Genomic DNA, 21,754 nt, shown 5'->3' with positions numbered 1-21,754 from the left:
TTTAAGCACATCTATCGCTGACAGAAATATTTCAAGTACGGAAACATTTCTTTGCCAGGCAATCTAAGATAAAATCAAGAATTATTCTCATTTGTAACGCCCACATGCATCTAGACGCACTCAAACCTGGCCAGACGGCCATCATTGATCGCATCCATGCCGAACAAGCGCTGTCACAACGCTTGAGTGCACTGGGGTTCAGGTCCGGCAAGCAACTGGAAGTCATCCGCCAAGCGGCTTTTAATGGTCCACTGCATGTGCGCATAGGCTCAACAGATGTGATCATCCGTCTGCAAGATGCTAAAGCCATACACTTGCACCCTCTCCCGCATCAAAAAGAATCAACCACTGTATGAAACGTGTTGCCCTGCTAGGTATGCCCAACACGGGCAAATCCACCCTGTTCAATCGCTTAAGTGGCGCTTCTGCGCGAGTCGGTAACTGGCCCGGCATCACCGTCGACTTGATGAGTGCAAAAATATTGCTTGGCGGCCATATTGCAGAGCTGGTTGACTTGCCTGGCCTGTATGACCTGCATGGCTTTTCGGATGACGAGCACGTGGTTCGCCATTTCCTGAGCCATCATGCTGTCGATCTGGTGCTGATTATCCTCAACAGCGCGCAGATTGACCGCCAGTTATCGCTCGCCTTACAGATTCGCGCCCTTAGATTACCTGCCTTGTTGCTGCTCAATATGGAAGATGAGGCCAAACGCGCTGGCATTACCATCAATGCCGAAGCCATGAGCAAACAGCTAGGCCTCCCCGTGCGCACCATCAGCGCCAAATATGGCCAGGGCTGCCCGGAAGCGTTGCAACTGGCAGCACAAACGATGTTGCAACAACCCAACATCGTCACGCCAGAATCCATCGCCAGCAAGCTGGAAATGGACAATGCCATTGAACAGGAAATGCACCAGATTATTGACCGCACGGTGCATTTCCCGCTGCAATTGAATCACAGCCTGACCGACCGCCTGGACAAAGTACTGTTGCACCCGTGGCTAGGCTTGCCACTGTTCCTGTTATCGGTATTCCTGTTATTCCAGTTTATTTTTACGGTTGGCGCGCCGCTACAAGAAGGCATGGGCTGGCTGTTTGATACCCTGCGTAGCACATTTCTGGAGCCTGTGCTGGCTAGCCTGCCCAGCTGGTTAAACGGCCTGCTGCTGGATGGCCTGTATACCGGGTTTAGTACGGTCGCAGCATTTGTACCGATTATCGTGCTGTTTTTCCTGGTCATGAGCATGGTGGAAGACAGTGGTTACTTGTCACGCGCCGCCTTCCTGATGGATACCCTGATGGCCAAAATGGGCTTGGATGGCCGCGGTTTTGTCATGATGCTGATGGGCTTCGGCTGCAACGTGCCTGCCCTGATGGGCACCCGCGTCATGCGTAGCCGCCCCATGCGGCTACTGACCATGCTAACCATCCCACTCTCGCTGTGTTCAGCCAGGTTGCAGGTGTTCCTGTTTATCATTGCCATCCTATTCCCACCCTCACAAGCCGCCCTGGTACTGTTCTCACTCTACATGGTGAGCTTTGCGACTATTTTTATCACAGCTATCCTGTTTAAAAACAAATTTTCCAGCCGCGAACCGTTTGTGCTGGAACTCCCGCCCTACCGCTTTCCGACGCCGCAACAAATCTGGATGCGTGGCTGGCAAGAAGTCAAACATTTCCTGGCGCGTGCTACCAAATTTATTGTGATTGGCGTCATCATGGTCTGGCTACTTACGCACTTGCCTACGACTGCAGTGCCTGCGAGCCCAGACACCTGGGCAGGTAGCATAGGCCGTTTCTTTGCCCCGGTCCTGGACCCGATAGGCATTGATACCGAGCTGGCCATTGCCCTGATTTTTGGCTTTGTGGCCAAAGAGATTGTTGTCGGTTCACTGGCGGTAATTTACGGCTTGCAGGGAGATGCGCTGAGTCATCAGATTGCAGCCAATATTGATTGGGTGCAAGGCATGAGCTTTATGCTGTTCACACTAATTTATACGCCCTGCCTGTCCACCATTGCCACACTTAAATCCGAAAGCAAAAGTAGTGGATTTATGTGGCTCTCACTTGGCTGGTCACTGGGGCTGGCGTGGATCGTCAGCTTCCTGTTTTACCAGAGCGCCCGCGCACTCGGCTACTGATCTGCATCAACCCATCTCCGTGATAATATACTATACTGATAAGTGAAAATTTCACCTTACTCACCCAAGGAGATGGTTGCCATGAATAAAAAAATACTGCTTGTCACGCTCGCCACGCTATTCAGTATGCCTGCATTTGCCAACAATCATGCACACAATGGTCCGATGGAAAAATGCATGAAAGCGGCTCTTGCCAAACACCCCGGCAAAGTAATTTCTCTGGAAGCTGAAATCGAAAAAGGTCGCGGCGCGATATATGAATTTGATATCGTAGGTACTGATGGCAAAGAGTGGGAAGTCGAGTGCGAAGCCAAAACCGGCAAAGTGTTTGAAGAAGAAGTGGACGTGGATCCCAATAGCGACGAATTCAAGTCCAAAGCCAAAGTGACGATGGAACAGGCTAAGAAAACAGCCCTGGACAAGTACCCAGGTGAAGTCGAGAGCATTGAATATGAGCTGGAAAATGGAAACCCGGTCTATGAATTTGATATCAAGCAAGCCAATGGCAAAGAGGTTGAAGTAGAAGTAGACGCCATTACCGGTAAAATCGGTGAAACTGAAGAAGAAGTCTACGAAATCGGAAAAGATTAATTCTTTGATCTGGTGCTCAAAAAAACAGCAACCTTTGGGTTGCTGTTTTTATTTGGGTGAGCACTTTAGCGCATTCGATCTCAGACGCGCTTTCTGTTAAAATAGCCGTTTGAATTTTCAATGAAAAATCCAACCGCCTCATGTCCAGTCAAGCGCAATTTTTAAGCCTGCGCGGCAGCGCCGCCCTCTCGCAATTCCGTCTCGATAAACTGTATAGCGTCCTCAACACCAGCGCACCGAATATCGCCCATATTTATACCGAATTTGTGCATTTTGCTTTTAGCGAAACTGCACTGAGCACGACTGAGCAAGACACGCTGCGCCAAATCTTGACTTACGGCCCGAAAACGGACATTGAATCCCCGAGCGGTGAACTGCTGCTGGTCATACCTCGCATAGGCACCATTTCCCCCTGGGCCTCACGTGCGACCGATATTGCCCATAACTGTGGATTGGGCAACTTGCTGCGCTTGGAGCGCGGTATTGCTTACTACGTGACGACCACAAATGGCGCACCACTGACAGACGGCGAAAAACAGGCTTTACGTGCGGCCATCCAGGACCGTATGACAGAGACCATCGTCTACAGCCTGGCCGATGCCGAAAAACTGTATCATCACGCCGATCCCAAACCACTCTCCAGCATTGACATTCTCGCTGGTGGCAAAGCAGCGCTTGAAGCCGCCAACAACGACATGGGGCTGGCTTTGTCTCCAGACGAAGTGGATTACCTGTTGGAAAACTACCGCAAGATGGGCCGCAATCCAACGGACGTGGAACTCATGATGTTTGCCCAGGCTAACTCCGAGCATTGCCGCCACAAGATTTTCAATGCCGACTGGGTGATTGATGGCGTACAGCAAGAGCTCTCACTGTTCAACATGATCCGCAACACACACAAACTGAATCCAGGTAGCACCGTGGTCGCCTACTCGGATAACTCTTCGATTGTGCAAGGCCAGAAAACCAAACGCTTTTACCCTGCTGCCGACCAGAGTTACCAGTTTGTAGAAGACAATATGCACTACCTGATGAAGGTAGAAACGCATAACCACCCGACTGCGATCTCCCCATTTGCCGGTGCAGCTACCGGTGCAGGTGGCGAGATTCGTGATGAAGGTGCGACTGGCATAGGCTCCAAGCCTAAAGCAGGTTTAACCGGTTTTTCAGTCTCCAACCTCAACCTGCCAGATTTCAAACAACCATGGGAATCCAATTACGGCAAGCCTGGCCGTATCGCCAGCCCATTGCAAATCATGATAGATGGCCCACTGGGTGGCGCGGCTTACAACAATGAATTTGGCCGTCCTAATATTGCCGGTTATTTCCGCACCTTTGAACTGGAAACCACCGGTGCCGATGGTAAAACAGAAGTGCGTGGCTACCACAAGCCGATCATGCTGGCCGGTGGTGTCGGTAATATTTCCGATAGCCATAGTCATAAAAACAGTATTCCTCCAGGTTCCGCATTGATTCAGCTGGGTGGCCCAGCCATGCTGATCGGCCTGGGCGGCGGTGCGGCTTCGAGTATGGACACTGGTGCCAATACCGAAAACCTGGATTTTGATTCAGTACAACGCGGCAACCCTGAACTGCAACGCCGTGCGCAAGAAGTGATAGACCGTTGCTGGCAGATGGGCGACAAGAACCCCATCCTGAGCATTCATGACGTCGGTGCCGGTGGTATTTCCAACGCCTTCCCTGAACTGGTGAACGACGCCAAAGTCGGTGCCGTGTTCCAGTTACGTGATGTGCATAACGAAGAGCCTGGCATGAGCCCGCGCGAGTTGTGGAGTAACGAAGCCCAGGAGCGTTATGTGCTTGCCGTCACGCAAGACCAGTTACCATTGTTTGAGGCGATTTGTAAGCGGGAACGCTGCCCGTTCGCGGTCGTTGGTGTGACGACAAAAGAGCGCCATTTAACTGTGGAAGACACGCACTTTGACAATAAACCAGTGGATATGGAACTCTCAGTACTGCTGGGCAAACCGCCAAAAATGCTGCGTGATGTCAAATCAGTACAAAAAGCATTGCCAGCCTTTGATACCAGCAACATCGACCTGAACGATGCCGTGGCACGCGTCCTGCGCCTGCCTGGCGTGGCGGACAAAACCTTCCTGATCACCATTGGTGACCGTAGCGTAACAGGCCTGATTGCGCGCGACCAGATGGTCGGCCCCTGGCAAGTGCCAGTCAGCAACGTGGCCGTGACCTGTGCCGGGTTTGAAACCAATATCGGCGAGGCATTTGCCATTGGCGAAAAAGCCCCGCTGGCGCTGATTGATGCACCGGCTTCCGGCCGCATGGCGATTGGTGAAGCCATCACCAATATTGCCGCTGCAGCTATTAGCGACATCGGCAACCTCAAACTGTCTGCCAACTGGATGGCCCCCGCCGGTCATGCTGGTGAGGATGCCGCCTTATACGCCACCGTCAAAACTGTCGGCATGGAGTTGTGTCCAGCACTTGGGATCAGCATACCGGTCGGCAAAGACTCCATGAGCATGAAAACAGTGTGGCAAGACAACGGTGAAAACAAGGCCGTCACTGCGCCTATCTCGCTGGTAATTTCCGCGTTTGCCAATACCCCAGATGTGCGCAAGACATTGACACCGCAACTACGCACCGATTTGGGCGACAGCGAGCTCATCCTGATCGACCTTGGTAATGGCCGCAACCGCATGGGCGGCTCGGCACTGGCACAGGTCTACAAACAACTCGGCAATGCCGTGCCTGACGTTGATCAGCCTGCACAGCTAAAAGCATTTTTTGCTGCTATCCAGCAACTTAACAGTGATGGCAAGCTACTCGCTTACCACGATCGCTCTGATGGCGGCCTCTACGTGACCTTGGCAGAGATGGCTTTTGCCGGTCATTGTGGCCTCAATGCTGACTTATCGAGCCTGAAAGGCGACACGATTAGCATCCTGTTTAACGAAGAACTGGGTGCAGTGATACAAGTACGTGCTGAAGATGCAAGCACAGTGACCGCTCAACTGGAACAGGCGCTCGGTGCCTGCGTCCATCGCATTGGCCACGTCAATGCCGGCCATGATATTGCCATCACACACGGTAATATGCAGTACAACGCTTCCCGCATTGATTTGCACCGTATGTGGTCTGAAACGACTTACCGCATGCAAAGCCTGCGCGACAACCCGATTTGCGCACAGCAGGAATACGACCGCATCCTCAATGCAAACGATGCCGGCCTGCATGCCCACCTAACATTTGATCTTAACGACAATATTGCTGCGCCATATATCAACACGGGGAAACGTCCGAATATGGCGATTTTGCGTGAGCAAGGTGTCAATGGCCAGACCGAAATGGCGGCCGCCTTTGACCGCGCCGGTTTTAACAGCGTAGATGTACATATGAGTGACGTGATCAGTGGCCGCGTGTCACTGAAGGACTTTGCTGGCCTGGTCGCCTGCGGTGGGTTCTCTTACGGGGATGTTCTTGGCGCTGGCGAAGGCTGGGCCAAGTCCATTCTGTTCAACAGCCGTGCACGTGATGAATTCAGCGCGTTCTTTAACCGCGCTGATACATTCGCACTGGGCGTCTGTAACGGTTGCCAGATGATGAGCAACCTGCACAGCATTATTCCAGGTGCCGATCACTGGCCACATTTTGTGCGTAACAAGTCTGAGCAATTTGAAGCGCGTGTCGCGTTGGTTGAGATTTTATCTTCACCTTCCATCTTCTTTGATGGCATGGCCGGTAGCCGTATGCCGATTGCAGTGGCTCATGGTGAAGGTTTTACGGAATTTACTGATGCCAGCATGGTCACAAGTGTGCTACAACAGCAACTGGCAACTGTGCGTTATGTGGATCATGCCGCGCAAGCGACCGAAGTTTATCCGTTCAACCCTAATGGCTCACTTCAAGGCTTGACTGGTTTTACGACGCAAGACGGTCGTTTCAGCATCATGATGCCGCATCCGGAACGTGTATTCAGGACGGTGCAACACTCCTGGCATCCTGACGGGTGGCAAGAAGATGGCCCGTGGATGCGCATGTTCCGTAACGCACGCAAGTTTGTGAGTTAAGCGGAGCCATAGATTTGATGGTTTCGCCATTAAAACAAAGTTGTTATTTTTAAAAATGAAATCAGGTGTTTGGAGAGATTATGAAATCAGTTAAGTTTTTAGTGGCCTTGTTCTCACTGTCATTTGCCTTGCAGGCATTTGCATTGTCCGATGAGGAATATATGGAGTTTACCGAGGCCCTTACCGGTGGCAACGTGAAAGTGGTTAAAAAATTTGTCGAGGCCGATCCTAGCCTGGTCAAACAAAAATTCTTTGCCTGGGAACCGCTACAAATGGCAGCCTCTAAGGGAAAGATTGACGTGGTGAAATATCTGGTTTCCAAAGGTGCTGACCTGAACTACGTACACCCAGCCAGTCACAATACCGCTTTCCACATGTCCGCCTTTATCGGCGACACCGAAACCATGAAATACCTGGCTTCAGTAGGCGCCGATGTGAACGTCAAACTTAAAGGCGATGTTTCTCTGGTGCGTTACTTCAAAGAGGAAGGCAATCAGAAAATGGTAGATTTACTGACACAACTGGGTACCAAGAATGATGGTTGCCAGGAAGAAAAATGCTTTTAATCGCTTGTGAGTAATAGCGATGTCAATGCAAAACGGTCATGAGATTCATGGCCGTTTTTCTTTTAATTTGCCGTGATCAATGTAACCATAGTCACGCACGCCACTGCCATCTGTTTAGAATAATGTGACATCTCAAACAATCATCTGGGGGAAGCATGCAACGTTTCACTGTCACACTTGTATGGGTTTGTTTTACCTTGGCCATGTTCCCGGCACAGGCAGAAGAGCTTGCCATGACCAGCATCCGCACCCTGGCAGCCTCTTGTGCTGCGTGCCATGGCCCCAATGGCAATAGCCTGGGTGGCACCCCGACGCTGGCTGCGCTCAACCAGCAATATTTTATCCAGCGCATGCAGGGCTTTAAAGATGGCTCTGTCAGCGCGACTGTGATGCATCATCACGCCAAAGGTTTGACCACAGAGGAAATCACTGCACTGGCGGCCTTTTTTGCGCAGCAACCTAGGCAAACACCGCAACCTTTGCCGCACCAATCATTTCTGGGAGCACAATAATGGCGATGCAGAAGATCACCGGACAGCCTGTTCCTGCTCGCAGGACATTCGTACGTTCAGTCATTTATGGCGGACTCGCTTTTTATGGTTTGCCAGCTTTTGCACGTGCCAGCAAACCGCCTTTGGGCCACGTGGTGGTGGTCGGCGCAGGATTTGCCGGTCTGACCGCAGCCAAATACCTGCGCGAGTGGAGTATGGGCAACCTCAAAGTCACCCTTATTGAACCCAATCCGCAATTTATCTCCTGCCCGCAAAGCAATCTGGTGCTGGGTGGTAGCCGCACCTTGGACCAGCTGAGCTTCAGCTATGACATCGCGCGCAAGCAGCATGATCTGCACTGGATACGGGATAGCGTGATGGCCGTCGACATGGCGAACAAGCAGGTCACACTCACGCGGGGTAGCCTCAGCTATGACCGGCTAGTACTGGCGCCCGGTGTTGATTTCAACTACAGCAAGATTCCCGGGATGCCTGCCCCTGTAGAGAATATCCCGCATGCCTGGAAAGCAGGGAAGCAAACCTTGCAATTGCGGCAGCAACTGGAAAGCATGCCGGATGGTGGCGTGTTTGTCATGACCGTCCCCAGTGGCGCTTACCGCTGCCCGCCTGGTCCTTATGAACGTGCCTGCCAAGTGGCACATTACTTCAAGCAACGCAAACCGCGCAGCAAAGTGATTATCCTGGATGCGAACGCCGATATTGTCTCGAAAAAAGGACTATTCCTGCAAAGTTTTAATGGGGCTTATCAGGGCATGATTGAATACCATAACAACAGCGAGATTTTACAACTCGACACCAGCAGCAAAACCATCAAAACCGACTTTGAAACAGTCAAGGCCGATGTTCTCAATGTGATCCCACCACAGTTGGCGGGCAAAGTAGCGCAAGTGGCCGGGCTTAATAATGTCGATAACCGCTGGTGCGAAGTTGACTTTGTGACCTATGCATCCACTCTGCAACCAGATGTGCATATTATCGGGGACAGCATTTCGGCAGGGTTACCGAAGTCTGCCCATATGGCAACCTCGCATGCGAAAGTATGCGCAGCAGCCATCATTGATCTCCAATCCGGTCACGGCCCTAACCTGTTGCCCGTGTTTGCCAATACTTGTTACAGCTTTGTCGATGACCAACAAGCCATGCATGTGGCCAATGTATACCGCTACGATCCGGCCAAAAAATTCATGGTCTCGGCTGAAGGCGGTGGTGTGTCTGCCAAAGCCTCGCTGCAGGAAGGTGAATATGCACAGGCCTGGGCACAAAATATCTGGGCGGAGACACTGACATGACCGCGGCGCGCATCCAGATCTCTGCCGTCAGCAAAGTTTCCCGGTTTTTATTCATCGGGCTGGCAGGCTTGTGTATGGCGATTGGCTTGCATTATGCGATGGCGCAAACGCAGGAAGTCAATACAGCCCTGGCAAAGCTGGAAGTACCTGCCGGACTCAGAATTGAACGTTTCAGCGATGTCAGCCACTGGGGCTCTCCTCGCATGCTGGCACTGGATGCTCACGGAAGATTACTCGTGAGCCTGTCAGATACCGGCCGCGTTTTGCGCCTTGACGAGGAAGGCAAGGCAGAGATCATTGCACAAGGCCTGAACGCGCCCCACGGACTGGCATTACTTGGAGAAGACCTGCTGGTGGCCGAACAAACCGGTGTGGTTAAACTGGCCAGGCAGGGAGAGGGCTGGGCAGCGCCACAACCGTTTATCCGCAACCTGCCCAGTGGTGGGCATAGCCTGAAAACAGTCAAAGTCTCGCCGGATGGCTATATTTTCATCAATGTTGGCTCTAGCTGTAATGTCTGTGTAGAGGATAATCCTGTGCGCGGCACCCTATTGCGTTATAGTGCAGACGGTCGCCCTGCTGGCGCATTGCTTACCGTTGGCCGCCACGCACAGAGCGCTATTTGGGCCACCGGATTACGTAACAGTCAAGGCTTTATCTGGCATCCCGACACAGGCGATATGTTCGCCACCAATAATGGCGCAGATAATCGAAGCGCTGCTAAAAATGGCAGCATTCATGATGACCTGCCGCCGGAACACCTGAATAAAATCGAGGCTGGAAAACACTATGGCTGGCCCTATTGCTGGGGGCTCCCAGACCGGCCCGGACAACTCTTCCAGGACCCCAACTTTACCGGAGAACCGGATATTTGCCAGCAAGCGCAGGCACCTGCGCTGACCTTGCCCGCGCATAGTACGCCCATCGGCATCACCTTTCTGGCTAAAAGCCGCTTGCCAGCAGACATGCAACAGGATGCCGTCATCGCACTGCATGGCTCCTGGAACCGCAAACAACCCAGCGGCTACGCCTTGCTACGTGTACAATTCAGGAACCAACAGCCAGTTACAGCCGTCCCATTAGTGAGTGGCTGGCTAGAAGGAAAACAAGCCTGGGGACGTCCAGTAGACGTGATTGTCGGTGCCGATGGCTGGCTATATGTTTCCGACGATCTGACAGGCTGGATTTACCGGATACGCAGTACCCAATAATAGCCTTGATGGCAATGAGATATTTCAGGAGCAAATAATGAAACGTATTTTATTATCGATCAGCAGCGTGCTTTGCCTGGGCTGGATGAGTATGAGCCAGGCTGGTACGCAACCCTCCCTGGTGATACAGGTGCCAGAAGCTTTTTACCAGCATCCAGTACGACTGCTACACCCTTATATCAACTATTGGCATAACCGTGCTGAAGCAGCAGAAAATACTGGGCTAAGCAGCTTTCAGGCACAAAACTTTGCAACCTCTAGTTGCGAGGCAGAAGCCAAAGGTCAGGCGCTGGTCGTGATTGAACCCAACATGTTCTACAATCCGCAAACAGGCGTTTTTTACAGCGAAATCACCGCCAAAGTATATAACACGCCCGGCGCGGACAGTGCCTTGGGCAAACCACTGATGACGGTAAAAGGTGAAGGCCAATCCCGTGGCTGGCTCACATTCAATGTCGAGCATTCGGCCCATCAATCTTACCAGCAGGCGTTTGACCAGGTGATCCAACAGTTGCAAAAAAGCCCGGTCTTCCAGCAATCGGTCGAACAAGCACCTGTACAAACTTACCAGGCCTTATGCAACAGTATCAATACACTGTCTCAACCGAAAGCCTTTTTCTAGGAGTGTTTATGTTGTTTAACGCTCATCAGCGCCATACAATGCTTTCTTCCGCACTAGCGGCTTTGTTCATGATGTTCGCTGGCCACAGTCAGGCACAAGGCCCGGAACCACTTAGCGGCTTATTGACACCGGAATCTGTGGTACAAGCGGCAAATGGTAAAATTTATGTGTCAGAAATCAATGGATTTGGCCAGGATGGCGATGGCCAGATTCGCGTCATTGATCATGGAAAAATCTCTGTGCTGGTCAAGGGACTAGATGACCCAAAAGGTTTAGTGATCATCGGCAACGATTTGTATATTGCTGATAAATCACGCGTGTTGCGCATGGCCTTGAATCAGCCAGCAGCCAGTGCCGAAGTGTTTCTGGCAGCCACTGACTTCCCAAAAGTCCCGCAATTTTTAAATGATTTGAGCGCAGATGCCAATGGCAATCTTTATATCAGTGACAGTGGCGATATTTTAGGCTCAGGCAAAGGCGGTGCGATTTACAAAGTGACGCCTCAACGCACATTAAGCCTGTTACTGGATGGCAATATTGATGCGCGCATCCTGGCCCCCAATGGCCTGCTGGCGGATGCTAAAGGTGAACAGCTGTTATTGGTCGACTTCAGCTCGGGCGTGCTTTACAACTACAACCAGTTGACTAAACAGCTGCACGAAATAGCGAGTGGGTTTGGTGGCTCAGACGGCATTGTCAAACAGGCCAATGGCAATATCTATATCAGTGACTGGAAGAATGGCAAAGTATTCCGTGTCGATACGCAGCACAAAGTCACGTTGATAAAAGAGGGCTATCAATCTGCAGCCGATATTGCCCTGACGCAAGATGACCATCATTTGCTGGTACCAGATATGAAAGCGGGCAAGCTCGATATTATCGACTTGCGTTAATTGCACCCCAAACGACAGGTAAAAAAAACCACGCTTGCGCGTGGTTAAGTGAGAGGATACACACGAAACTGCTGATTGCCTCAACACGCTGCAGGGAATTCAGCGTGCTAAGGCAACTTCACAGTTACTTGGTTTGCGCAGTTTTTTTGTCAACCTCCTTTTGGGTGTTGACCGCTGGCTGCGCGACAGCGTGTCTGGCGAACTTCATATGTTTTTGCATTTCAGACTGGTCGTGCGGAGAAGGGTTGGTCCCTGCAACTGCCAAGGCTGAAGTAATCAATACCGATATGAATAACAATATCTGTTTGTTCATCATCGCTCCTTAAAGATTGCGCATTCAATCTCTGTTGCTCATCTGACATGCGGCAGTGGCTCACTGCCCACGATTGCACAATACACCCCTACCCTTACAGCTAACTTACGCCTTTCTTGCAGCAAACTTACAACACGAAAAACCGGGTGACATTGAGGTAAACTGGCAGCATTGAAACGAGCAGGTAACAGCGATGCGCCTATTAATAGTGGAAGATGATTTGGTCATTGCAAATGGACTGGTCCGGGCTTTAGGGCAGTCTCAGTATGCAGTGGATCATGTGACTGATGGCAAACAGGCTTTGCGGGCCATCCAGGATGACGTCTATGACCTGGTGATCCTGGATCTGGGGCTACCGACCATGGATGGCATGCAACTGTTGTCACACTTGCGGCAACAGGCCAACCCAATTGCCGTCTTGATATTAACGGCGCGCGAAGATGTCGCGACCCGTGTACAGGCACTCGACCTGGGGGCCGATGATTTTTTGACCAAGCCCTTTCACCTTGAGGAGCTTGAAGCACGTGTACGTGCACTGATCCGTCGCAGCAAGCTGGGCAACAATCTTCCCTTGCAATGCGGCAACCTGAAACTGGATGTGGCCAATAAACTGGCCAGCATCAACGACCAGCCTATCACTCTCTCGGCACGTGAAATTAACCTGCTGGAGACTTTGATGATGCGTATGGGAAAAATCATCGCCAAAGAGCAGATCATGGAATCCCTATGTAATTGGGATGAAACCTTGGGCGACAATGCGATTGAAGTATATGTACACCGTTTACGAAAAAAAATTGAACCCAGTGGCGCGCATATCCGTACCGTCCGCGGGCTCGGTTACATGCTGGAAGCAGCACATAGCGGCGTGTAAATGATCAACATCGGACCCCGTTCGCTTAAAAACCAGCTAAGGCTGTGGTTGTTGCTCACCATGTTGCTGGTCCTAGGTGTCTCTGCTGCCCTGTCCTATTCGCGCGCGCTGCTCTACGCCACACAGGCTTACGACCAGGCCTTGTTACGCACCGTACTCGCCCTGGCCGATGAAGTCATCATTGATGCCAACAATGAGGTCAAAATCGAGATTCCGGAAGTCACGAGCCACTTGCTCAGCTATAACGAGGGTGACCGTATTTATATCCGTATCAGCGCCCCCGACGGCAAGCTGGTCTTTGGTGAAGCCAATTTGCCCCCACCCAGCAGGCCACCCGGTGGTAACCAGCAGGTTTATTACAATAGCTTCTACAAAAACGAGGCCATTCGCGCTGTCACTTTCGGTCTACCTGAAAGCAATGCTATCAATGCAAAGAATATATTGATTACCATGGCAGAAACCACTGGCAAGCGCGATGCCCTGGTGGCAGAAATGATAGAAGAAATGCTATTGCCGCAAATACTGATGATGATCCTGGCGGCCATCGTGATTGAATTGGGAATACACTTCGCTCTCAAACCTATGCAAGATCTGCGGGAGTCTTTGCTGCAACGCTCTCACCGAGACCTAAGCCCCCTGGACACCACTGTCTCGCCCCTGGAGTTACAACCATTGCTACATGCCATGAATGCCTTGCTATCACGGGTGAAAGCAGGGATACAGCAACAACAGCAATTTATCGCTGATGCGTCTCACCAGTTACGTACACCCATCGCTGGCTTGCAAACCCAAGCCGAACTCGCGCTGAGAAGCACTTCGCCCGAAGCGGTGAAAGAACCTTTGAATTACATCCTGCGCAGCACCACGCGGTTATCACATTTGATCCAACGCCTGTTAAGCCTGGCGAGAACTGACGCTGCCAGCAGCCAGCACGTTTTCAAGCCTGTGTCTTTAACCAGCCTGATATATGATGAATGCGCCCGCTGGGTAGGTCCGGCTGCGGACAAACAGCTGGAGCTGGAAGTCCTGATTGAGGCCCAGCAGGATCAAGTGCTGGGAGATGCTTTAATGCTGTCTGAAATGCTCAACAACCTGCTCGAAAACGCCATCCAGTACACGCCAGAACAGGGGCTGTTACAAATCCGCCTCTGGCAGGAGGGACAACATCTGCTATTACAAGTCACTGATAGCGGAGTAGGCATTCCCAGCGACCAAACAGAATTAATTTTTGAACGCTTTCATCGCCTGGACCCGAATCAGGGCAATGGCTGCGGCCTGGGACTGGCGATAGTGGCGGAAATCGCAGAGCAACACAATGCCAGCATCACTGTGACACCAGGACTGGAGCATCCAACTCGATATCACATTGGCAGCCAATTCACGGTAAAATTCGAGCGTGATGACACTTTGCCTGAGAACCCTCGCCCTAAAAGCACTGATCCTGAGTGATCCCCAACAAAAATGTAGCCAGGTTCATGCGCTGTGTGAGGCTGATTTGGCAGGCACCCTGCTGCTGGATACGCAACTCACTATCGCAGCGCCAACCGAAGCCATTCCTGGCCGCCCCGCAAAACCTCAACTGGTACCGCCAAAAGATGTCCAACGCAGGGCCATGCACACGCCAGAAGGGCGTGCTGCATTAATACATGCGCTGGCACATATCGAGTTCAACGCCATCAATCTCGCTTTGGATGCCGTGTGGCGCTTTACAGGCATGCCAGCAGACTATTACCGCGACTGGCTGCAGGTCGCCAAAGAAGAGGCTTACCACTTTTCATTGCTTAGGACGCACCTGCAAAGCCTGGGATTTGATTATGGCGATTTTGATGGTCATAACAGCCTGTGGGAGATGGTGGAAAAAACACAGTCTGATGTCTTGGCACGCATGGCGCTTGTCCCCCGCACGCTGGAGGCACGCGGGTTGGATGCCACCCCGCCCCTGAAGCAGAAGCTGCAGCAGGCTGGCGACCATGCAGCTGCTGCTATTCTGGATATTATTTTGCACGACGAAATCGGCCATGTGACGATAGGCAACCGCTGGTTCAATTTTCTTTGTGACCAACGCAGCCTAAATCCGATGCAAACGTTTGATCAACTCTGTTTGCAATTTAACGCGCCCAAACTAAAACCACCATTCAACATCACAGCACGTAAACTAGCGGGGTTCAGTGATCTTGAACTTGAATATCTTAATGGCAGAACAGCCTAATTTCCCGGCAAGAAGGTGACTAATGTCCGCTAGCTTGAGTGTCATGATGCTCTAAGAAATGAACTGATACAAGAAGTCTGCTCTACTTCAATTTATCGCAATAAAATTCTTATACTAAAATGGCATGTGTTTGTGCGTTTATCGCGCATGCGGCACATGACGTTTAGGTTCAGGATAAAAGGTGAGAAAATGAATTGCGGAAAATGCAACCCTCAACAGCTTGGTATTGATTTCTCAATGGCTTTTCAACCAATTGTGGCGTTCTCACAGCAACAAATCTGGGGTTACGAAACATTGGTGCGCGGTCTCAATAATGAACCAGCCTCTTTTATTTTGGATCAAATTGACGAGTCCAAAATCCACAGTTTCGACCAGATCATCCGGTCTAAAGCCATTAAACTTGCGCACAGCCTGAATTTTGAACAAATTTTATCTATCAACTTTTTGCCAAATGCAGTCTATAACCCTGAAAACTGTATCCAATCTACCCTGGCAGCTTGTGATGCGTTGGGATTTGATAAAAAACGGATTATGTTTGAAGTGACAGAAGCCGAAAAAATCACGGACCACGCACATTTGAAAAATATTTTTACGGAATACAAAAAACACCAGTTCCTGACAGCAATTGACGATTTTGGTGCAGGCTACTCAGGCCTAAACCTGTTGGCAGAATGGCAACCGGACATTATCAAGCTGGATATGAACCTGATTCGCGATATAGACCAGAACAAAACCAAGCAACTGATCGTGAAAAGTATTCTGGATGTCTGCAAGGGACTTGGAATTCAGGTGATTTCAGAAGGGGTAGAAACTCGGCAAGAGCTGGAAGTGTTGGTAGATTTCAGTGTGAATCTGTTTCAGGGCTATTACTTTGCCAAACCGTTGTTTGAAGGCTTACCTGCAGTACCCGAGAGCTGCTTTCAACTTAACTAAAAGCTCTCTCTTGTGGCAATCTTCCAACGACTGCCACAAGAGAGTGAGTCTTCGGTCATGCCGCCATTGATTGGGCGACCATTGAGTCTTGTGGCTACACTGACACTGTCTGATCCAGTGTCTGCCACTGCCCATCCACATAACGCCAGCGTTGCCCATGTTCTTCGCACCAAAGATGTAACCAGCCATGCTTGACCAGGTGGCTAACCGCCGCATGCTTTTCAATGATGTGCGCTATTTTTGCCCGGCTGGCAACAATCAACACCGTGAGCCTTAGCGGCTCATGCATCCAGCGCTCACCATTGTGGAGTGATTGTTTCGACAAACCGATTCTGAGATCCCCCCCATTCCCCTCAAACACGCCAATCCTGCCGCCGACCACGTTATGCAATAGCTTGTTGCCACTTCCAAACTTACCCGGTTCGCAGGTAGAAGCATGGTATTGCCAGTTGATCCAGTGTGTGACCAGCATGGGTGCCGTCATCAGCTGCTCCAGTAGTTGCCCATCCTGGTCTAGCTGCTCGTCATATTCATGTAAAAAGGCGCGGCCGATGAGATTGAGATGTTTGGTGCGCGCCCGCGGTGCCATGATGAATGCGGCGTTATTCGTCAAGCCCCACTCTGGACGTGTCTGTGCACCATCATTGGCCCGTTGACGGAAAGCCCTGAACAAAGTCGTTGCATCCATTGCTGAGCTTAACGGCTGGAGGGGCAATGCAGGCTGAGCCCTGAGTTGCTCTCCAGCTGCCTCGAATAGCGTAGCAGCGAGTTGCCATTGCTGACGTTTGGCTGGCGAGAGCTCCTCCAGATCAAAGCCCTGAACCTCTTGTGTCGTAGTATTGTGTAAGGCAGCCACAAACACTGTCTCTTCTGGAATATCGACACCGATACTGGCAAGCTGGGCCCTGAGTTCCCTATCATTCAGGAGTGCAGCCAGCGCACGCGTGTTGACCTCACCGGATTGTCCGCAACAGGCACCGCAATCCAGGCTGGAGGCATGCGCGTTATTTTGGCTTTGGCTCGCGTGACCAACCAGCAACACCATGGGTGCGAGGCCATTGATCAGGCCCAAACTCCCCAGAACGCGTGCTGCGATTTCCGCTTTTTCTGCCACGCTGACGGCTTGCAGCAATGGCCGCGTCAGCGAGCGATATTTTTGCGGCAAGCCATAGTGATCCATGGAAACCCTGGCTAGCCGCTTGGGCCGAACCAATGACCAGAGCGGCTTGAGGAACATCGGGCCTGCACTCTCCACTAACGAAAACGCAGCGCATGGATACTGACTTAAGCGGGCGAGCTGGTTGCCAAAAGTAAAGTTTCTGATCCGTTTTCGCTTTACTTCTGCATCCAGTAATGATTGCGCTACCTGTGTTTGCACTGCGCGGTGTCGTTTGGCTGGCGCTGGCTTCACCTGATCAGCGACCTGCAGCTGAGGGGCCAATAATCCCGGCAATTGTGGCCGCTGTTGCTCCGAACCCAAAGGCTGGTAGGCGATAGGCAAGCCAAAGAAACCAGCCACGCCCAAAGTCTGCACATGCGGTGAGAACGATTCGATCGCGCGACGCAAAGGTTCACTGCGCACATCAATACAAAATGCCGCCTGAATCTGCGGCGCTGGCACTGGCTCTGGTGCAGGGATAGGCAGTTGCAGTTGTTGTGCTAACACTCGCTGATACCCCTGCTCCAGGGCGAGCTGCCAGATTTCATCCATCACAAGCGATTGTTCGGCCTCCTGAATATAACTGGAGGCATGCTGCCATTTCTGCTGGATGACCTTGATGGCACTGTTTGTCGCATTCAGCCCTTTGCATTGCATCAATATGACACCCCAAGCCAGGCGAATCGCCAGCAAATCCCGCAAGGATTCATCTGACTTTCCTTGCAGCCTGGCTTGCCATGCCAGATAGGCACACCAGGAAGCCCAACCATTCACTGTGAGCAAGACTGCCTCAAAATAGTCTGCCAACACCTGCTCGCTAATGCCTAAGGCTTCTACCACCCAACGCTCCGCCTGTTGACGCGTTAGCGGTAAATAATCCAGAAACTGATGAATATTGGGCAAGCCCATTAATACGGCAATGCCATGGTCATGCACAATCATTTCTCGCCAAAAGTGATATAAACCACCTTCACGTTGCGGTTGCCAGTCCGACTGATCCTGGTCAAAATAGGCAGCACAGGCCTGGCTCACCTGGTGCGTAATCGCGTCACGCCAGGTCAGGCGCTGAAAACGTTGCGCATCATCGTCGAGCACATCAATCAGCAAAGGCAATGCCGGTAAATTGAATGGATCAGACAAATGTGCCACACAGTCTTCAATCGTTAATCGGTTGTGATTAAGTTGTGTCATGGCCTGTGTCAAGTCAGCAGCCGTCACCCTGCCCACCTGCCAGGCTTGCAAGAAGTAAGTCCGCTCGGGGAACACTTGCACTTTTCCTAATACTGCCATACGGGCAGCCACTGTTCTCAAGGGCATCTGTATACGATGCCAGTGCGGGTTCACGGCAATTGACTGATCCAGTGGCCAGGCCGGTGCAATGCTATCGCAAGCCTGCTGGCAGGCGCGACTGATGACTGCCTCCGACAACGGCTGGTGAGGCGATTTGCGACGTGGTGGGAATAACTGATCCTCAATAAAAAACATTTTCTTCTCCATCATGAGGGGAATTGCACTGCCTGATTAACGGTTAGCATGAGACTCTTTACCCCAACTGATGGGCCACAATCTCAGCACGTTACGTGTATAGAACTCATCCAGGTAAAGTCCGGCATAGATCCAGCGGTGCAGGTGTCCCAACCGGGCGGGCATCAGCAGAATCATGGCTGTTGCCACATATAAACCAAGCATCCCTAACATCATCCATGAGGCGTAATTTGCATGCGGATGGTCTTGTACACCCATGGGCAAGGTATGGAACAGCAGGCTGACCACAGTCAAAATCAAGGTTAACAGGCTGCCAAATGCGATGGGCTGCCACTGCGTCCAGCGGGATGAAGCGGAATGTTGATGTAGCCATAGCAGAGGTGCCCAGGCTAAGGCCAATACCACGCTCCACCAGGCAGGCCACATGGCATGTGCCAACCCGGCCTGTGCTGCAAAGACAATCCCCAGAGTGATGCATGGTGCCAGCCAGAGACTCCAGGCGTGATACCTAGGCTTGCCGGTCAAATGTTTTAGCCGGGTTTGGGTCACCACATCTGCGGCAGAAAGGAAAGCATAAGCTTTATAAATCGAATGCCCGATCAGATGCAGGGCGGCAAACGTGTACAAGCCCAATGCGCACTCAACCACCATGAATCCCATTTGCGCCACCGTTGACCAGGCAAGGCGGACTTTGATGCTGACACGCGTTAACATGACCAGAGAGGCCACCATACAGGTGATCAGCCCAATACCCATGAGCCAATGTCTGGCTGGCGCATAATGCTCCATCAAGGGGGCGAACCGGATCAGCACAAATCCTGACAAGTTCACCACGCCTGCATGCAGCAAAGCAGAAACGGGGGTCGGCGCCTCCATGACCTGGATCAGCCAGCCGTGCACTGGCAACAGCGCGGTTTTTAATACAACCACCAGTACCAGCAGGCCCGCGCACCAGGCAACAAGTTGACTGGCACCGTGGCTGGACACATGCTGCAAGAACACCGAGATGTGCATGCTGCCAGTTTCAACATAGGCTAATAAAGCAATGAATAGTAATGCACTATCAGCCAGCATATCGGCCACCGTTTTCTTGTGCGAGGCCAGCAGTGCGAATGGTCTTTGCTCATAAAAACACAGTAAATGCCGCATACATAAGCCGATGGAAGACCATGCTGCCGCAAATAGCAACCAATGATCAGCAATCAATAACAGATGCACGCTCACCAACACCAGACTCAGTGCGGTGACAAATCTGCGTTGATGAGCTTCGCCTTCAAGGTATCTGGCGGAAAATACACCAATGACCCAGCCAAGTAACTGTACCAAGACGGCCAATACTGACTGCAAAGGTGTTAACGCCAGCCCCCAGTTCGTATCAATTCGTGCAGAAATATCCCCAGCCTGGGTCATCAGACTGATCATCGCCGATATAACCAATATCAATGAGAACATGGCTGCCCGGTTAAAACAGCGCCAGCCGCGTGCGTCTTGCCAAGGGCTGGCAAAGGTGAGGATTGCGGTTGTCAGCATCACCAGGCAAGGAGTGAGAGCCATGACTATCTGAAGATTCATGCAATCAGCCTTTCTTCAGTAGATAATACTTTTATAAAATAGAACATATTTTTAATTTAAATAGATAATGAAGATAGTTACCCTGAGAATTCGGTCTCTGCATTCAGGTTAGAGGCTGCCTGCCGAGTCAATGCCTGAGATGGCATGTACACTTCGTTCGCCGCTGGCAACAACTCAACCACCACCTTACCTGGTGCAATCACCTCATTACCATTAATTTCAATTTTTTTGGGATAGACCGTCACCATGCGGCCATCGATTTCAAGGGTTTTGATCATGATTTTTTCCTGAATAATGACTTTAAATGTCAGGTAGCGCAGATTTTGACGCAGATAATTAATTAGGTAAAATATATAAATATTAACTTTACGTTCTGTTTAACATATGGAAAGACTGAATTATCACCATCTGAAATATTTTTGGCATATCGTCAAAGTAGGGAGCTTGACCAAGGCGGCAGAGAAATTGCACATTTCACAGTCCGCCCTCTCCTCGCAAATCCGCCAGTTGGAGGATAGTCTTGAGTGCAGCCTATTTTTGCGGCAGGGACGCAAACTGGTATTGACCGAGTTTGGAAATTTAGCGTTTTCGTATGCTGACTCTATCTTTACCAAAGGGATAGAACTGGAGAACTTGCTCAGAAAGGGCATCGCCGCTGAGCATCAGACATTACGCATTGGCGTACTTTCCACCATGTCGAGGAACTTTATTGAGAGTTTTGTCGAGCCACTGTTGAATCATGCCAATATCAAGCTGGAAATTGCCGCCAGTGGCCAAACCAATCTGCTCAAAGCGCTTTCAAACCACCAGCTGGATCTGGCCCTCACCAATATTGAAGTGCGAGGCAACCATGACCAATTATGGGAATGCATTCTGCTAGATCGCCAACCGATCAGTGTCATCGGGCCCTCCAGTCTGGACATTAAATCCGGTTTTTCAGCCAAATACGCGGATTACCACTGGATTCTGCCCAACCAGGACAGCCCTATCCGCGCCGCGTTTGATGGATTGTGCGCCCTGCATCATTTAGAGCCGAATATCGTCGCTGAGGCGAACGACATGGCGATGCTGCGATTGCTAGCCAGAGATAGCATGGCACTGACTGTGATGCCTGACGTCGTGGTGAAAGATGAACTCAAGAACGGCGTACTCAAATCGTTCACGCAATTGGAGGGTATTTTTGAGAACTTTTATGCGGTGACGGTTAAAAAACATTTCCGCAACTTTGAAATCAATCAGTTAGTGAATCAGTTCCTGATGAAAAAAATTTCGCCTCCCTCTTGAAATTATTTTTACAGCCCATACTTTCGCGATATCAGCACTTCTGCTGATA

At 51.1% G+C, this 21,754-nt stretch carries 19 protein-coding genes; 15 read left to right on the top strand and 4 right to left on the bottom strand.

Annotated elements, in window-relative coordinates; translation table 11 throughout:
- Positions 1-104 precede the first annotated feature (104 nt).
- The 10 genes from ACJ67_RS04795 to ACJ67_RS04750 all read left to right on the top strand — a co-directional run bounded on the left by ACJ67_RS04795 (position 105) and on the right by ACJ67_RS04750 (position 11,879).
- The gene (locus tag ACJ67_RS04795; protein ID WP_049638100.1) at positions 105-356 is read left to right on the top strand and encodes a FeoA family protein; all 252 of its coding nucleotides are present in this window, start codon (positions 105-107) and stop codon (positions 354-356) included.
- Positions 353-2,143 (top strand): ferrous iron transport protein B, encoded by a 1,791-nt coding sequence (gene feoB / locus ACJ67_RS04790; RefSeq protein WP_049638099.1) that lies wholly within the window; start codon positions 353-355, stop codon positions 2,141-2,143. Before ACJ67_RS04795 ends, feoB begins: the two co-directional genes overlap by 4 nt.
- A gap of 81 nt (positions 2,144-2,224) precedes the next feature.
- Positions 2,225-2,734 carry a PepSY domain-containing protein gene (locus ACJ67_RS04785; protein ID WP_053092884.1) on the top strand — a complete coding sequence of 170 codons (510 nt, stop codon included), beginning with the start codon at positions 2,225-2,227 and terminating at the stop codon, positions 2,732-2,734.
- A gap of 140 nt (positions 2,735-2,874) precedes the next feature.
- Positions 2,875-6,786, top strand: a complete 3,912-nt coding sequence (gene purL, locus ACJ67_RS04780; protein WP_049638098.1) for a phosphoribosylformylglycinamidine synthase — start codon at positions 2,875-2,877, stop codon at positions 6,784-6,786.
- Between the two features lie 80 nt (positions 6,787-6,866).
- The gene (locus ACJ67_RS04775) at positions 6,867-7,352 is read left to right on the top strand and encodes an ankyrin repeat domain-containing protein (RefSeq protein ID WP_049638097.1); all 486 of its coding nucleotides are present in this window, start codon (positions 6,867-6,869) and stop codon (positions 7,350-7,352) included.
- Between the two features lie 155 nt (positions 7,353-7,507).
- Positions 7,508-7,864, top strand: coding sequence for a c-type cytochrome (locus tag ACJ67_RS04770; RefSeq protein WP_049638096.1), 357 nt, complete (start codon positions 7,508-7,510; stop codon positions 7,862-7,864).
- Positions 7,864-9,153, top strand: coding sequence for an NAD(P)/FAD-dependent oxidoreductase (locus tag ACJ67_RS04765; protein ID WP_156171646.1), 1,290 nt, complete (start codon positions 7,864-7,866; stop codon positions 9,151-9,153). The genes ACJ67_RS04770 and ACJ67_RS04765 overlap by 1 nt, the downstream gene beginning before the upstream one ends.
- Positions 9,150-10,364 (top strand): sorbosone dehydrogenase family protein, encoded by a 1,215-nt coding sequence (locus ACJ67_RS04760; RefSeq protein ID WP_049638095.1) that lies wholly within the window; start codon positions 9,150-9,152, stop codon positions 10,362-10,364. Before ACJ67_RS04765 ends, ACJ67_RS04760 begins: the two co-directional genes overlap by 4 nt.
- 37 nt (positions 10,365-10,401) lie before the next feature.
- Positions 10,402-10,986, top strand: coding sequence for a hypothetical protein (locus ACJ67_RS04755; RefSeq protein ID WP_049638094.1), 585 nt, complete (start codon positions 10,402-10,404; stop codon positions 10,984-10,986).
- Between the two features lie 8 nt (positions 10,987-10,994).
- On the top strand, positions 10,995-11,879 hold the full coding sequence (locus tag ACJ67_RS04750) for an SMP-30/gluconolactonase/LRE family protein (protein WP_049638093.1): 885 nt from the start codon (positions 10,995-10,997) through the stop codon (positions 11,877-11,879).
- Positions 11,880-12,003: 124 nt separating this feature from the next.
- On the opposite strand, the gene ACJ67_RS04745 is transcribed toward ACJ67_RS04750, so the two are convergent.
- Complete coding sequence (locus ACJ67_RS04745) at positions 12,004-12,195, bottom strand: hypothetical protein (RefSeq protein ID WP_231587255.1); 192 nt, start codon at positions 12,193-12,195, stop codon at positions 12,004-12,006.
- Between the two features lie 190 nt (positions 12,196-12,385).
- Here ACJ67_RS04745 and ACJ67_RS04740 point away from each other — a divergent pair, with 190 nt between their 5' ends.
- From ACJ67_RS04740 to ACJ67_RS04725, 4 genes are all read left to right on the top strand, one after another.
- Positions 12,386-13,063 (top strand): response regulator transcription factor, encoded by a 678-nt coding sequence (locus tag ACJ67_RS04740; RefSeq protein WP_049638092.1) that lies wholly within the window; start codon positions 12,386-12,388, stop codon positions 13,061-13,063.
- Complete coding sequence (locus ACJ67_RS04735; protein ID WP_197080666.1) at positions 13,064-14,512, top strand: sensor histidine kinase; 1,449 nt, start codon at positions 13,064-13,066, stop codon at positions 14,510-14,512.
- On the top strand, positions 14,463-15,272 hold the full coding sequence (locus ACJ67_RS04730; RefSeq protein WP_049638091.1) for a ferritin-like domain-containing protein: 810 nt from the start codon (positions 14,463-14,465) through the stop codon (positions 15,270-15,272). The genes ACJ67_RS04735 and ACJ67_RS04730 overlap by 50 nt, the downstream gene beginning before the upstream one ends.
- Before the next feature lie 237 nt (positions 15,273-15,509).
- Positions 15,510-16,205, top strand: a complete 696-nt coding sequence (locus ACJ67_RS04725) for an EAL domain-containing protein (RefSeq protein WP_197080665.1) — start codon at positions 15,510-15,512, stop codon at positions 16,203-16,205.
- A 94-nt stretch (positions 16,206-16,299) separates the two neighbouring features.
- On the opposite strand, the gene ACJ67_RS04720 is transcribed toward ACJ67_RS04725, so the two are convergent.
- The 3 genes from ACJ67_RS04720 to ACJ67_RS04710 form a co-directional block, all read right to left on the bottom strand.
- Complete coding sequence (locus ACJ67_RS04720; protein ID WP_053092883.1) at positions 16,300-18,849, bottom strand: YbcC family protein; 2,550 nt, start codon at positions 18,847-18,849, stop codon at positions 16,300-16,302.
- Between the two features lie 36 nt (positions 18,850-18,885).
- Entirely contained in the window at positions 18,886-20,421 is a 1,536-nt protein-coding gene (locus tag ACJ67_RS04715) for an NADH-quinone oxidoreductase subunit L (protein WP_049638089.1), read from the bottom strand.
- A 77-nt stretch (positions 20,422-20,498) separates the two neighbouring features.
- On the bottom strand, positions 20,499-20,699 hold the full coding sequence (locus ACJ67_RS04710) for a hypothetical protein (RefSeq protein WP_049638088.1): 201 nt from the start codon (positions 20,697-20,699) through the stop codon (positions 20,499-20,501).
- Positions 20,700-20,805: 106 nt separating this feature from the next.
- Between ACJ67_RS04710 and ACJ67_RS04705 the strand changes: the two genes are divergently transcribed.
- Positions 20,806-21,705 carry a LysR family transcriptional regulator gene (locus ACJ67_RS04705; RefSeq protein ID WP_049638087.1) on the top strand — a complete coding sequence of 300 codons (900 nt, stop codon included), beginning with the start codon at positions 20,806-20,808 and terminating at the stop codon, positions 21,703-21,705.
- The last annotated feature ends 49 nt before the right edge of the window (positions 21,706-21,754 follow it).

The sequence above is a fragment of the Methylophilus sp. TWE2 genome (genome assembly GCF_001183865.1).
Lineage (GTDB): Bacteria > Pseudomonadota > Gammaproteobacteria > Burkholderiales > Methylophilaceae > Methylophilus.
This window is presented reverse-complemented; position numbering and strand designations above follow the sequence as displayed.